Annotated in this window: 12 protein-coding genes, 2 tRNA genes and 1 pseudogene; 6 read left to right on the top strand and 9 right to left on the bottom strand. The window is 50.1% G+C overall.

The genetic code is table 11. From position 1 onward, the window contains the following. Nucleotides 1-16 precede the first annotated feature (16 nt). The 3 genes and pseudogenes from HRU77_00740 to HRU77_00730 all read right to left on the bottom strand — a co-directional run bounded on the left by HRU77_00740 (nt 17) and on the right by HRU77_00730 (nt 3,932). The gene (locus HRU77_00740; GenBank protein QOJ19349.1) at nt 17-781 is read right to left on the bottom strand and encodes a PEP-CTERM/exosortase system-associated acyltransferase; all 765 of its coding nucleotides are present in this window, start codon (nt 779-781) and stop codon (nt 17-19) included. A gap of 333 nt (nt 782-1,114) precedes the next feature. Continuing rightward, nucleotides 1,115-2,349 (bottom strand): annotated as a pseudogene (locus HRU77_00735) (pyridoxal-dependent decarboxylase, exosortase A system-associated). Then, a complete protein-coding gene (locus HRU77_00730; GenBank protein ID QOJ19348.1) occupies nt 2,346-3,932 on the bottom strand; it encodes an acyl-CoA ligase (AMP-forming), exosortase A system-associated in 1,587 nt (528 codons plus the stop codon). Before HRU77_00730 ends, HRU77_00735 begins: the two are co-directional and overlap by 4 nt. Nucleotides 3,933-4,092: 160 nt before the next feature. Here HRU77_00730 and gltX point away from each other — a divergent pair, with 160 nt between their 5' ends. The 3 genes from gltX to HRU77_00715 all read left to right on the top strand — a co-directional run bounded on the left by gltX (nt 4,093) and on the right by HRU77_00715 (nt 5,733). Continuing rightward, entirely contained in the window at nt 4,093-5,484 is a 1,392-nt protein-coding gene (gene gltX / locus HRU77_00725) for a glutamate--tRNA ligase (protein ID QOJ22011.1), read from the top strand. A gap of 53 nt (nt 5,485-5,537) precedes the next feature. Next, a tRNA-Ala gene (locus HRU77_00720) sits at nt 5,538-5,613 on the top strand. 44 nt (nt 5,614-5,657) lie between these two features. Continuing rightward, nucleotides 5,658-5,733: transfer RNA gene (locus tag HRU77_00715), tRNA-Glu, on the top strand. Between the two features lie 109 nt (nt 5,734-5,842). On the opposite strand, the gene HRU77_00710 is transcribed toward HRU77_00715, so the two are convergent. The 5 genes from HRU77_00710 to HRU77_00690 all read right to left on the bottom strand — a co-directional run bounded on the left by HRU77_00710 (nt 5,843) and on the right by HRU77_00690 (nt 11,180). After that, complete coding sequence (locus tag HRU77_00710) at nt 5,843-7,534, bottom strand: hypothetical protein (GenBank protein ID QOJ19347.1); 1,692 nt, start codon at nt 7,532-7,534, stop codon at nt 5,843-5,845. 245 nt (nt 7,535-7,779) lie between these two features. Beyond that, nucleotides 7,780-8,484 carry a M48 family metallopeptidase gene (locus HRU77_00705; protein ID QOJ19346.1) on the bottom strand — a complete coding sequence of 235 codons (705 nt, stop codon included), beginning with the start codon at nt 8,482-8,484 and terminating at the stop codon, nt 7,780-7,782. A gap of 10 nt (nt 8,485-8,494) precedes the next feature. Further along, complete coding sequence (locus HRU77_00700; GenBank protein QOJ19345.1) at nt 8,495-8,692, bottom strand: hypothetical protein; 198 nt, start codon at nt 8,690-8,692, stop codon at nt 8,495-8,497. A 104-nt stretch (nt 8,693-8,796) separates the two neighbouring features. Next, complete coding sequence (locus HRU77_00695; protein QOJ19344.1) at nt 8,797-10,725, bottom strand: DUF262 domain-containing protein; 1,929 nt, start codon at nt 10,723-10,725, stop codon at nt 8,797-8,799. Nucleotides 10,726-10,754: 29 nt separating this feature from the next. Further along, nucleotides 10,755-11,180: an SAM-dependent DNA methyltransferase gene (locus HRU77_00690; protein QOJ19343.1), complete on the bottom strand. Its 426-nt coding sequence runs from the start codon at nt 11,178-11,180 to the stop codon at nt 10,755-10,757. 86 nt (nt 11,181-11,266) lie between these two features. On the opposite strand from HRU77_00690, the gene HRU77_00685 reads away from it, so the two are divergent. Beyond that, nucleotides 11,267-11,524: a hypothetical protein gene (locus HRU77_00685; GenBank protein QOJ19342.1), complete on the top strand. Its 258-nt coding sequence runs from the start codon at nt 11,267-11,269 to the stop codon at nt 11,522-11,524. 96 nt (nt 11,525-11,620) lie between these two features. Here HRU77_00685 and HRU77_00680 read toward each other — a convergent pair whose 3' ends face one another. Then, nucleotides 11,621-12,244: a hypothetical protein gene (locus HRU77_00680; GenBank protein QOJ22010.1), complete on the bottom strand. Its 624-nt coding sequence runs from the start codon at nt 12,242-12,244 to the stop codon at nt 11,621-11,623. 635 nt (nt 12,245-12,879) lie between these two features. Here HRU77_00680 and corA point away from each other — a divergent pair. Both corA and HRU77_00670 read left to right on the top strand, forming a co-directional pair. Further along, the gene (corA, locus tag HRU77_00675; protein QOJ19341.1) at nt 12,880-13,845 is read left to right on the top strand and encodes a magnesium/cobalt transporter CorA; all 966 of its coding nucleotides are present in this window, start codon (nt 12,880-12,882) and stop codon (nt 13,843-13,845) included. 219 nt (nt 13,846-14,064) lie between these two features. Continuing rightward, nucleotides 14,065-14,457 (top strand): exosortase system-associated protein, TIGR04073 family, encoded by a 393-nt coding sequence (locus HRU77_00670; protein ID QOJ19340.1) that lies wholly within the window; start codon nt 14,065-14,067, stop codon nt 14,455-14,457. The last annotated feature ends 11 nt before the right edge of the window (nt 14,458-14,468 follow it).

Raw genomic sequence — 14,468 nt, 5'->3', positions numbered from 1 at the left:
GATTTATTCCATTACATTAATTGATATGCATGAGGTTATAGGTACCGCAATCGGTTACGACTTCCCAAGCATCATGATGCTCCTTATACATTTTTTCGAGTGCATCCTCTACTTTGACGTAATAAGGCCGGCGAATGCCATGATAATTTACCGGCGGGCCGATTGGATTAAAATTCAAACCATAAAAACCCATCAGTTTGTTTAGCGCAGGCTCAGCAACAGATAACCAATGCCGGATATTGTATCTAACCGACATACGCATAACGCCGGACATCAGCACTAAGCCAATGCTCAATCCAGAGCGGCGATCTGTTGAGCGGCGATCTTGCGCGCCTCTTTGATCACCGTCAATCTCGGTCGTTTGCTTACGGCGATCTTCTTTGCGCCGCTCGTCTTTACGCCGATCAAATTGGTTAGTCACCAAAAAACGCGAAATTTCGGCAGTTTGCTGCCGCGGAAGCGACTTGATATCGCATAACGCCGGATCCGTTTGGCTGTACAACTCGACGGGCAAAAGTTTTTCAGGTTTTGACAAATCAGGCAAAATTAACCGCACCGTACCAATAAAATCTCCGGTTGGCCGATAGCGCAAAAGCACATGACTTGAGTGATTGTCATAATCGTCTTTTTCCAATTTGTCCGGATAGAGCGAAGCATCAAGAAAATTATGCTCGACACAAAATACCTGATAGCGGATTCTATAAACATGCTCAAGCAATTCAGTTGTATCAGCAACTACAATTTCAAAGAATTTTTGAAAATTTTGATACAAATCATTCATTGAAGCACCCAATTAAGCAAGCAACCAGTTACCCTCATTTTTAACACCTCTGCGAATTATTGTTGTCATTAAAAAAGTGTAAAAATAGTAAACCGCACCCGCGTTATGTCATCCACGAAAAAACACAGAATCTCCAGTGCATTTTCTATTTTCAATTACAAGAAACAAGACCTTCCGTTCAATAAGTGACACATACTGACTTCAGCAGCCATTTAAGTATATTTAAAGCGAATATTCAACTGATCTTTATCATTTATCAGCAGAATTACAACAAAGATAAGCGCTTGTGCACAATAAACAACATCGATGCATAGAGTGATGAAATTGAATGAATCAAACCAGCACTTCGATAGGCTGCGGGTGGTTCAAAAAAGCGGTCGGACTGGCGGTCAAACCATAGGCGCCCGACTGTAACACGACAACCAAATCACCCGCAGATGCTTTGGCCATCGGCAGCTGATCAGCCAACACATCCAGCGGCGTGCATAGAGGCCCGACAACGGAAACCACTTCCCTTTCCGCGCCCCGGACTTTATTGCCGATCAAGACTGGATAATTCTTGCGGATAACCTGGCCGAAATTGCCGGAGGCCGCCAAATGATGATGCAAACCGCCATCCGTGATGAGAAAGACCTGCCCGCGCGAGATTTTACGTTCCAGCACGCGGCAGACATAAATACCCGCTTCGGCGACAATATAGCGCCCTAATTCAAGCGCAATCCGAGCATCTGGCAACTGCTTCCGAACTTCGGGTATCAAGCGCTGTAAATTCTCGCCAATAGCGGCAAGATCCAACGCCCGTTCGCCGGGAAAATACGGTACACCGAAACCGCCGCCGATATTCAGTAAGCGCACCGGTGCCGGCGCATATCCGGCCAGCCGGATAGCAAGCTGCACGGTTTTTCGTGCGCTTCCTGCAACGCTGCCGCATTCAAGTTCTGCGAGCCGCTAAATATGTGAAAGCCGGTAAAATCCAATTCCAGTACGGTCAACCGTCTCAACGCCTCCGGCACGCATTCGGCATCGATACCGAACGGCTTGGGCCCGCCACCCATTTTCATTCCGGAAGACTTGAGTTCAAAATCCGGGTTGACGCGGATAGCGACTTTGGGAGTAATCCCAAGATTCATCCCCAGTTGTGCAACCGATTCCAATTCCTGCACGGATTCAATATTCAGCATCACACCCGCCGCAACCGCGCTGCGCAACTCGTGCTCCCTTTTTCCCGGTCCGGCAAAACTGATCTTTTCCGGCGGCAGACCCGTATCCAGCGCCACACGCATTTCGCCGCTTGAGGCGACATCCAAACCATCGGCCAAACCCGCCACATGCTGCACCACGGCCGGCATCGGATTGGCTTTCATCGCGTAATGCAGTAAAACCTCTTGCGGCAGATGCCGCCGTAACAATGCGATCCGTTCGCTGATTTTTTGCCGGTCGTAGGCATAAAACGGTGTGCTACCGACCCGTTGCGCCAGCCGGGTCAAAATCATGCCGCCGATTTGCAGACAATCGTCCTGCACGGCAAACTGCACCAGCGGCGCATGTTCCGGAGGCGCATTACTCACCGGCCGGGTTCCATAAACAAATGTTGCATTTGCTGCGCCAGTAATTTGCGGTCGATTTTGCCGTTCGGATTGCGCGGCAGGTTGCCTTCACGCAGCTCAATATGACTGGGCAGCATATACGCGGGCAAGCGCTGCCTGCACGCTTGCAGCAGAATATCCTGATCCGGTTTCGCACCATTACGCGCCGTCGCGATCAGCACGATCGTCTGACCCAACACGGGATGCGGCACACCGACGGCAACCGCTTCCGCAACACATTCCGATGCATAAGCCACCTCCTCCACCTCGGTGGGACTGACCCGGTAGCCCGAGGTTTTGATCATTTCATCGCGGCGTTCGATGAAATACAAAAAACCTTCTTCATCCATGCGCACGGTATCGCCGGACCAAGCGGCGATCTCCGCCAACGGCAATCCGGCCTGGCGCGCTTTCACCGGTTTGAAACACTGCGCAGTTCTTTCCGCATCGTTCCAATACCCCAATGCCACCAAAGATCCGCGGTGCACCAGTTCACCCGGCTCGCCCGGCGCACACTGCGAACCGTCTTCGCGCAACACCAACACCTCGGCATTCGGCACCGCTTTGCCAATGGAATCCGGACGCAGCTCCAGTTCTTCCGGCGCCAGAAAAGTCGAACGGAACGCTTCGGTAAAACCGTACATCAAAAAAATTTGCGTTTGCGGTAAAGCGCTGCGTAGCTGATTCAATGTGGCGCGCGGCATGGCGCCGCCGGAATTGGTGATATACCGCAGCGTTGAAGTTTTTCCCCAGTCCAGTTGCGCCAGTTGAATCCACAACGGCGGCACGGCTGCAAGACCGGTGATTTGCTGCTCGTTGACGAGTCGGATGATGTCGCGCGGCAGCAGATAATTCATCAGCACATTGGTTGCACCGGCATAAAAAGCGGTCGTCAACTGATTCAAGCCATAATCGAAACTGAGCGGCAATACCGTCAAAATCCGGTCATCTGCACGATTCTGCAAATACTGCGTCACACTTTTCGCACCGGCCAGCAGATTGCGGTGCGACAACACCACTCCCTTCGGTTTGCCGGTACTGCCCGAGGTATAAATGATCGCCGCCATGTCGCTATCGATCACCTGGCATGACGGATAAGTACTGCCGCCCGATACCGTCGCTTCCCAACTGACAACCGTAAGACCGGCAATGCCAGGCAAATGATCGCCCGCATCGGCCACGATCACGGTATGTAAATCGTGACAAAGCGGCAACACCATTTGCAGCAGCTTCAACCGTTCCAGCGAAGTGACCAATATCCTGACATTACAATCGATCAGAATATACGCCACCTGCTCCGCCTTCAGCACCGGATTCACCGGCACCAGAACACCGCCCGCCGCCGCTGAAGCAAAGAGCGCAATCACGGTCTCGAAACGTTTTTCGAGATAAACCGCCACACGCTCGCCGCGGCTTAAGCCGTGTTCGCGCAAACCGTTGGCCGTTGCCGCGACTGCTCCTGCCAGCATGGCATAGTCCATGCGCCGATCCTGATAGCACAATGCCTCGGCATGCGGCGTCCGGCCGGCAGCGGCAAAAATCAGGTCATGGATCAAATCAGTCATGAGGCAAACGCATCGTCGTGCAAGCAATTTAAGCTGTGGAATAGAAAATTGCGCACATTATAATCGGCTTTGGCTTGCATACGGCTATCAACATGCGCAATGGAATCGCGTAAACTATCGGCTTTCCGATTATTAACACAACAAAATCCCGACAATCATGATGGTACGCACACGATTCGCACCCAGCCCGACCGGTTATCTTCACATTGGCGGCGCACGCACTGCGCTGTTTTCCTGGGCTTATGCCCGCAAGCATGGCGGAAAATTTATCTTGCGCATCGAAGATACCGATCTGGAACGCTCCACGCAGCAATCGATTCAAGCAATTCTGGATGGTATGGAATGGTTGGGATTGGATTACGACGAAGGGCCGTTTTATCAGATGCAGCGACTGGCGCGCTATCATGAAGCGGCTGAGCAATTGCTGCAAAATAATTTGGCCTATTATTGCTACGCCAGCAAAGAAGAATTGGAGGAAATGCGCGAGCAGCAATTGGCAGCCGGCCTAAAGCCGCGCTACGACGGCCGCTGGCGCGACAGCAAAAAAACGCCGCCTGCCGGTGTAAAACCGGTTCTCCGCTTCAAAAATCCGCTGGAAGGCCATGTCACCTTCAGCGATCAGATCAAGGGCAAAATCACCGTCGCCAACAACGAACTCGACGATCTGGTGTTGCTGCGTAGCGATGGTGTGCCGACGTACAACTTCAGTGTCGTCATCGACGATCTGGATATGAATATCACACACGTCATCCGCGGCGACGATCACGTCAACAACACGCCGCGCCAGATCAATATCCTCAAAGCCTTGGGAGCATCCCTGCCGGAATACGCGCATGTGCCGATGATTCTCGGCGCTAACGGCGAGCGTTTGTCGAAACGGCACGGTGCGGTCTCAGTGATGCAATATCGCGACGATGGCTATTTGCCGGAAGCGTTATTGAATTATCTGGCAAGACTGGGATGGTCGCACGGCGACGAGGAAATCTTCAGCCGCGAGCAGTTGGTCGAGTGGTTCGATTTATCCGCAATCAGCCGTTCTCCGGCTAAATTCAATCCGGAAAAACTGCATTGGATCAACCAGCAGTACCTCAAAACAACCGACAATGCGCGTCTGGCTGAACTGGCCGCGCCTTTTCTGACGAATGATGGCTGCCGCCTCGATGGCGGCCCGGATCTGGCGCAAGTTGCCGGGCTGCTCAAGGAACGCGTCAATACCATCGAAGAACTGGCCGACGCCGCCGTGTACTTTTACCGCCCGCTGGAGCCTGCCGAAGAACTGAAGACGCAGCATTTGACCGCGGCTGCCAAACCGATCGTGACCGGCCTGATGGAGGTATTCAAACAGATTGAATGGACACGCGAAGCGATTCATCAGGAAATAAAAACCGCCGCCAAAGCGCACAATGTCAAATTACCGGCAATCGCTATGCCGCTGCGGGTCATGGTAACCGGCGAAGTCCACACTCCCTCGATCGATGCCGTCTTGGCGCTGCTCGGGCGCGAAGAAACACTCAATCGCATGAACAACCACCTCGGCAATTTTCCGGGATGATCTTTGCTTTACAAGCCATCATGGCATCAGTATAATCCCCCTTCCTTTAATCAGGGGGTATAGCTCAGCTGGGAGAGCGCTTGCATGGCATGCAAGAGGTCAGCGGTTCGATCCCGCTTATCTCCACCAGTTTTTTCTCGGATTAAGCGGTGCTATAAACGACACATCACTTTGTCCCCATCGTCTAGAGGCCTAGGACATCGCCCTTTCACGGCGGTAACAGGGGTTCGAATCCCCTTGGGGACGCCAATAGAAATAGAGAGCTGAAAAAATAAATCCTTTCTGCTCTCCTTATGAAAAAAAGTAACTTCCCGTAAATTGAATCGTTTTTCCAAGCCGGCAGCAAACTTTTAACCACCTACAGCCGGTCCAGATTGTCGCCCCAGCTCATGATATCTTCGATCCAGAAGTTATAGCGGCGCTCGCGATTTTTTCCGTCCTCGCCGGATTGAGCTTCCGGAACCAGATCAAGAATGCATAAAGCCCGTCCGATACCGCGCCGGCGATATTTTCCTTTTTTTGCGGTCACGATCTGATCGCGCCAGGCCCCCAGGTTGATATAGGTATAACTTTTATGACTCAGGGAATGAGCTGGTTCCGAAAAATACAATTCTTCCTGCAAGGAAATGTGCGTATGGCCTTCGCTATGGATGCGGAAGCCGTAATTGCGATATTCCGGCAAAAAGGCCGGGAAACTCTGCATTTCCCTATAAGAAGGCGCATCGCTGAAGCTCATCAAGCCGGTTTTCAATTTCGACAGAGCGCGCATCATCAAATAGATCGCTCCCAATTCAAGCCGCGAACTGAAGGGTTTTATCGCCGCTAACAGGATTCTGGTGCACATAATGGCAATTTTAAACAGCGGCCTGGCGCTTTGCCGGGTGAAATCCCAGCTCAGCCATTGGTGCATGGAAAAACGCAGTTGCTTTTCGATGATTTCATTTGCTTGAATCAGGGTTCCTCCCTTCTTCCGTAACCGCCAGGTTTCCTCGATCATTCTTCCCACAGCCAAATAAGTCGGCCGGTATAAATCCAATTCGTCCAGAATCCGCAGCAGCCGCTTAATTTCATCGTGCAAATGCGGTTCATCCTTTATCAGGCTCTGCAATTGCGCCTTAGTCCGGAATATGAATCCCGCCAGCAATCCGGCAGCCACCGTATCGCCGAAACATGGCTCGGTGAAAGGACTATATTGGAGCTTCTGCCAAGCAGCCAAGTCCCAGCCGTCACTTACTTTCCAGCCGGGCAGTCCCGGGTTGGCCTTGACGGCACGGCAATTGTCCTCGTCCCTCCACTGCCCATGCGTGACGAAGAGCCTGAAACCCCGGTCTCCCCAATAAAACGGGAGCCAGGGCGCGGTATCCGGGCTGTTGGTTAAATAATGATCCGGATCGCTGAAATACATTTGCCCGATCCATTGTTTGTAGTTCACCGACAAAGCCGGCAATGGCTGTCCTAAACATTCCTCATAAAACTTCTTCAGCGTCGCGTTATCGGCCAGCATTTCCTTATCGTGGTTACCGAGCAGCACCAATTTCTGAATCCTGACATTGTTCAGATCTTCTGAAAGCTGGTTGAGCCAATAGAAAAATCCGGGCTTGGCAGCGGTCTCGCTGTGATCGGCTACGAATAAACGCTTGAGCCGGGCGAAAAATCCCGATTGAGTGCCGGGCTTGCTATGGTTTTCAATAATCCCTTGGATAATTTCTTGCAGATTTTCTCTAAATTGCGGATTATCCCGCTCCCAAGGATAAACACCGGTTTTTGCCCACTGCGCGGTACGGATCATGTCGACGACATCCCCAACCAATAGCAGATGCAATTCGCGCACATCATGCTGGCGGCACAATTCCTTGATCCGGCCAAATACATTTTCCCAAACCACAGTCTCAGCACTTTGATTGCCGACCGTGCCGTCGGTGAAATGCACGTCGCTGAAACAAACACATAGGCGGTTAGGCCGGTTTTCGTCACCCGGATCGGAAAATCCCGCCTCCTGAAAGACCAGAAAATCTTTTGGTAAGTCTTTATCGGTTCGATACGCATTCATCACAGTATGTCCTCAGTGTATGCCGCCAGAGCCATCCGGATTATCAGCCAGCGCAATTTAAGAAAGGTTCTGGCTCATCGGATTTGAGTTTTACGACTGGCTATCGTAATACATCTGCCTCCTCGCCGCTAATGCGCACTGATTTATTTTTCCGGTTCCGCAACAGATACAGGTAGCAATAGCCAATTTCCCCTGCGCTTGTTGGCCGCCGTGAAACTATGCAACCAACCGGTTATAAACCGGGATCAATATCTCCAATCCTCATGTCTGACCGGCAACCGGTTCAACTCGTCCCGGTAAAAGCGCCACTTCGGCAGGAATCGATCCATCAGTCCGATAAAGCGGCTGTTGTGCGTCGGTTCCAGCAGGTGGGTCATTTCGTGCACGACGATATATTCCAGGCAAGCCAGCGGCTTTTTGGCCAATTCGGTGTTCAACCGGATATTGCCCGAATGGAAGCTGCAACTGCCCCACTTGGTTTTCATCCGCTGAACATAAAATCGATTCACGCACACACCCATAAGTGGTTGCCATTTCTCAATCAGCTCGGGAACCGTTTGCTTGAGATTTTCGCGGTACCAGGCTTCCAGCACAGCCTGTTTTCTTTCCTGCGTCGTTTCGGGGCGGATCGACAGTACCAGCTTGTCATGTTTGAGCTCGATCTTTGGCGGCGCATCTCTTTCTTGTATTTTAAGCAGATAACGCTTGCCCCAGACATAATGGCTTTCACGGTCGATATATTCCCGTGGCGCTTCGCGTTGCTGCGCACGCAATTTGTTTTGCTGTTTCTTGATCCATCCCAGTTTGGAAATCACAAATACGCGAATGGTGTCCTGCGACATGCTGACCGGCGCGGAGACTTTCACCTTGCCATCGGGCGGATAGACGCTCAAATGCACATGCTTGATGTCTTTTTGAATGATTTCGACATCCAGATCATTCAATTTCATTGCCAGGATTTCAGTAGTCACGTTGCTGTTTGACGATGGCGAAAATCCGCTCGACTTCACCGGCATCCTGCACGATGTCGAAAATGGCGCGTTTGATCTCGTTCTCTTTCGCTTGATTCCCGCGCCAGCTATCTTCCTTGCGATTCATCACTGCGTCATTGAGTTGCAACGCCAGCGCCTCGTTTTGGCCTAAATTGCTGTACAGCACGCGCTTGGCTTGGGTATTCAGCGAATCCGGCAGTCCATCCGGTTGTTTCGTTGAAACCTACTTGGCGAGGTCGGCGATCTTTTATTTGCTGATAGATGACGTGATTATTCCGCAACCAGAATTTCAGTTTTTATATAACTTTTGCATTCTTCCGTACTGGTAAAACACCTGAAACCTACCTGACTGGCCAGTGCAATCGTTTCTTTTTCTTCATCCAGCAAAACGGCAATTGGGGTACTCAATCCTTCCTGGATACCATCCGGCCATGCCAAATCAAAGACGGCTTTCTGCTCGCCAGTTTCTTGTTCAGTGTAATCATACGACATGATACCCAGGGGCAGTCCCTGCGCTTGAACCCAGTTATTCAGTTCTTCCAGTTCGGATTCTTCTATTACGCTGGTTATGCCACCCAATACTATGTTTTCCGAATAACGCCTGATCGCACCCTCCAGCCATTGATAATCGTCATGCAGCAGGGACGCCATACGCTTATTGGCTTCTTCGGCCAGCAATAGCTTCCGTTGTTCGAGAAAATCACGATAGTTTTCAATTCGCCATAGCGATGTATCCATCGGTATCCACTGCGTAGTCAGTGCACCGGGGTGCTTCTCTTCCACTTCGGCAAAATAAATTTCAGGTAAACGATCACTGATATTCAGATTGGTATCCTTGGTTAAGAAACAGAAATTGGCAATGGCATTGACTTCGCTTTTTCGGTAGTTGCGTTTATACAATTGCGCTTTGGGGAAAATATGATGCACTTCCAGCCGGCTCATTCTACCGAGCAGATTGGCTCTCAAAGGCAATCCCGTTCCCCAGTCCCGTGACTCACCCATGCGGGTCAGCATATATAAAACCGGGTAGAAACGCGCGCCTAGGCTCCATCCTGTGAAATGCCCCGGTTCTATGCGCAATCCTCCATGCCAAAGGCGTAACTGTTCAAGCAAAGCATCGAGGCTGTTGTTTTCACTGGTTAAGACTTCCAGATCCTTATCGATATAGGATTCTGTCGATCCCGAAAAACGCCCCCACATGCCTGACTGTGCAAACCAAAACAACAGCTTATCCCGATCGATTTCATTCAACGAGCCGCCATACAAATCAAGGTATCGCACCATGACAGGAATCGCAAAACGGCCGAATAACACTTGATCGTGATCCAGTCCCAGACGTCCGGCAATTAAGTTCAAACTGGTATCGATATACTTGGAAGCGCGCTTCAAACCATCTTGAATTTGTGCTGCATCCTTATCGTGCAAATACTGAAACTTGGCTTCACCCGTCAGCACCGTGTTGACTGAACGCAACAGCCAATCCAAATTGAAATCATAGCCCGCCTGATGCCATTCCTTGATTTTTTGTTTCATGCTGTCGCGCGCCTCGGGCCAGTCCGCGCAAATTTTTGCAAGAGCCAGATCGCCTTTGGATAACTTGGTACCGCCGCTATTAACCCGGTTAAAAATATCGACAACCACATCCAGCGTTTTATCTTCCCCCGTCACTTCATCGATATGCAGTTCAATATCCAGTATGGCCAATAACCGGCCCATGCGCGAAGTGTACTCACCGATACGTGGCTCAGTGAGAATTTTGGTAATGAATTCGCCCATTCCCCCATTGCCCTTTTGCATGATCGCTGTGACATCGATCCATAAAGGATTACCCTGCATTCTAATAGGCTGGTAAAAAGCGAAAGTTTCGTTTTCAAGATTAAATTGCAATCCGGTAAACGCTGCCGGGTTACCATCGAAGAACTTTGGCGCTTTACCTCGGATCACGCCATATAACGAAGTAATGCGCTGTTGGCCATCCAGCAGAAGCTTGACGATGCCTCGCGCCAGCTCTCCATCGCCCCGATAGGCTGCAGCGGATGAATCAGTTGCCCAAACCAGCAAGCCGCCAACCGGGTGCTTGCGATAAAGCGAATCGAACAACCCCCTGACCTGCTCCTTGTTCCATACGTACCCGCGCTGAAACTCCGGCAATGCCATGTGACCGTTATCGATGTGATCGAGTATGGTTGAAATTTTCATGTCGGTTCCTTATCAGGGTGGGTTTTTCATTAATCCAATCGGACACGGCTTGTCAGCAGGTCTTGCATCATGTCTTGCATGATTTCCGCGCCGGGGTTGTCGTGCAGGATCATGTTCATTCGCGCCATGATGCGGCTGACTTCCGCCGGGGTGTAGAACTGCCCCTTGCTTTTGCCGCTTTCGGTGGCGAAATGGCGCATCAGATATTCGTAGGCATCGCCGAGTATGTTGTCGCCGATGGTGGGCTTGCCTTTCAGCGCGACCATGTCCTCGAAACTCGCGCCGGGCGGGATGGTGATCGGCGCGAACGGCTGGCCGGCGTATTTGTCGCTGACGTACTTGATGAACAGCATCACCAGCACGTAGTCTTTGTACTGGCTGGCATCCATGCCGCCGCGCAGTTCATCGCAGCTCGACCACAGGGAAGAATAAAGTTCGGATTTTTTGATGGCCATGCGTTGTTATTGTTTTAAAAACGATATTCATTCGACTCAAAAGCTAATTAGCCGAATGGCTGATATTCCACTTCAGTTTTTCGATCATGAGCTGTGAAAAAGCAAAATTATCCGGGCAGATAGCTGTTTCAATAAATCCAAACTTGATTGAAATACCTCACCCGAAGGGTTTCCTTGGAGTTAAAGCCGATTCTCGCATGCTACCGGAACAATTAACAGCGAATGGAGGGATTGCTCAGGGTATAGGACGTACGGTAGCCATCAATGTATTGGGAAGAGGACGCGTTGCCGGGATTCATGCAAAGCCCGGCCATAACTTTAAAAAAAGGGTCAGTTATTATTGAAAATGCATAGCCCCGATCTGGCAAACGGGGTGGCAGCTCTGAAACAGGCTCGCGCGGATGAGTTCCCCGGTCCTCTACTCCTTTTCCTCGTCTTGTCTAATTCGTCCACCTGGGAAATATGCTTAACTTTGGCGGTGAATCCAAATCGGTTCTATGAAAGCTGATTAAGAACAATAAGGTGTATGCGTTATAGTAGGTATCGGCGATGAACGGCGCGGATGAGGTAATGAACCGTCCAGATGGCATCTCAAAAACATCTAAATGAAATTTTGCATAGCCGCTTTGCAGATCAGCTTTAAAGAGTGCCAATTCGGGTAGCGAAATCGGTATTAAAGAGGCTTGAATGGGAGGGATCCCGAAGAATGTATTGCCTGTTTCGGAACCCAGTGAATCGATTACAACGTTAATGCGATGCGTCGCTTTTTCCGCGCCATCCTGCGCTGTGTATCCCAATAGCCCCAGCCATCCGGCCACCACACCTTTCGCCATATCTTTATCCGGTGTCAATCCGGCAACATCCAATTTAATAATCGCCCCTTTTGGCATAGGTAACGGTGAATCAATCTGTTTAGAAAGACTGCGTGAGATTGCTTCACTGAGGAGTAATTGCTCAGTGGCTGTTCTTGCTGAATTCGTTATTTTTTGTGTTGTCGAGCAAGCGGATAATAATCCCATTAACAGTACGCCCAAGAAAACCGCCGAGATCATTTTTTTCATAATGAATTTTCACTCCCAAGTTACACAGGTTTAAGGAAACACTGATCAATCCGGCGGACGAGATGAAGCGCGAGGCGCGCGGAACATAGCAACCGAGACATATCAGTAAGGTAGGCGCGAATGAGAGTACCGCGCAACAAATCGATTCGCTCGTGCAGTCAATTAATCAGCGTTTCCATAAATAATGCAAAGCGCATTGAAATATATAATCAATAGTTCATTTGGGCGGGTGGATTAGAGAATTAAAAACTGCAAAATTTAATTAATAAACAGGGAAGCTTTGTTCAACGGCTGGCTTGGCCATGCTGTGTCGAAATCGGACTCAGAATGTTCACTTACAATTACACCTTGTAAATTGTGCTCTTTTCCCAAATTCCGCCTTGCCTGGCCGCTGCTCGCTTAAAAAATTCAATCATCACCAACCCATTTTTTTATCTTAGAGTTGCCGGTTGACTATGTGAATAAGCATTTTGCTTATTTTTAATTATTTACTCATTCTCAATTTCTCCTTCGCGATGTTTTTGACGGATGCCCGGATTCATTCTCCGCAATGTATATTTTCAGATCAGGTTCGATGCTAGTGAATCCGGCATGAAGCGGGTAGACTGGCACTTCTTAACCATGGCAAGGATTTTAACGTGCTCATCAATTGTGTTGCTTACGAAAACGGCGCCCGCTTGACCGATCTTGCCGTGGAGGAAATCAGCGATTACCTCGAACGTCCGGGGTGTTTCGTCTGGGTTGCGCTGCGCGACGCCACGCATGAAGAACTGGATAAATTGAAATCGGAATTCGATCTTCATGAATTGGCGGTGGAAGACGCGCATCACGGTCACCAGCGTCCTAAGCTGGAGGAATACGGCGAATCGGTTTTCGTGGTCATGCACCTGCTGGATTACCACGACGGAGAAATGAGCCTTGGCGAAATGCATGTTTTTGTCGGCCCGAATTATATTTTGTCAGTCAGGAACCAGAGCCAGCAACATTTCCTCAGCGTGCGCGAACGCTGCGAACGTGAACCGCATCTGTTGCAGCAAGGACCTGGATTTGTTCTGTATGCGTTGATGGATGCCGTAGTCGACCGCTATTTTCCTACCATCGATTTGCTGGAATCCGAACTGGAAGAGATCGAAGAGCAGATTTTCACCAAGGAAGCCGGGCTCAGCAATATCGAACGGCTCTACGCATTGAAGCGGAAAATCACCACCCTGAAGCATGTGGTCGCTCCACTGATGGAAGTTGCCGGAAAACTGTCGGGTAACCGCGGCCCCGTGTTGTGCGCCAATATCCGCGATTATTTCCGCAATGTCTACGATCACTTGATCCGCATTAACGCTTCCATCGACACCATCCGCGATACGATCAGCACGGCTATCCAGGTCAATCTCTCGATCGGCGCCATTGAAAACAACGAGGTCAGCAAGCGCCTGGCCGCATGGGCGGGGATTTTCGCCGCCGCCACGGCATTGGTTGGAATTTGGGGGATGAATTTCGAGCATATGCCCGAATTGCAATGGGAATACGGTTACCCGCTGGCGCTATTGACTATTTGCCTGGCTTGTCTTTTTCTCTATATCCGTTTCAAGCGCATTGGCTGGTTGTAAATAATTACCGGCATTGTCTTGCATATAAGCAATTAGCTTAGACAGAAATAAGTAAATACTTATTTTTTTGCCGGATTGATAGGCCTATCATGAGTAGCGGCTTTCTAACGGATTTTCAAGCAAGTCGGCAAACGAAGTAAAGATCGGTGTGAGGTCTGCACTTTCAAGCGCTTGTGCATGGTCTCGCGTAGTTTCAATTCTAAAAACAAGGAGCTACTCATGAGTAAAAATAAAATCCTGACCGCCTGCATATTGACGTGTTTTCTCATGATGACGTCGCCAGCCAAAGCGGAAAGCTACTTTTTCGACAAACTAAGCCAGGGCGCCGCCAACATAGCTTTCGGTTTTATCGAAATTCCCAAGAACGTGATCAACATCACCAATGATCAAAACATTCTGGTAGGTCTGACATGGGGGCTTATCCGTGGAGTCATACAAGGGGTAAGCCGGACATTGGTGGGTGGCGTGGAAGTCATCACTTCACCGATTCCAACGGCCGAATTTGCTTCACCGGCTTATGTCTGGGATCGTTTCAGTGAAGACAGCCGTTATTTCGGCTTGCATTACCCCGGTTACTGGACCCAATACGGCCCATTGGACGATGGCGAGTAGTTTCGCTGCGA

This window comes from Gammaproteobacteria bacterium, assembly GCA_015709615.1.
GTDB lineage: Bacteria > Pseudomonadota > Gammaproteobacteria > Burkholderiales > Nitrosomonadaceae > Nitrosomonas.
The sequence above is the reverse complement of the archived record's forward strand: the minus strand, read 5'-3'. Positions and strand labels throughout refer to the sequence as shown.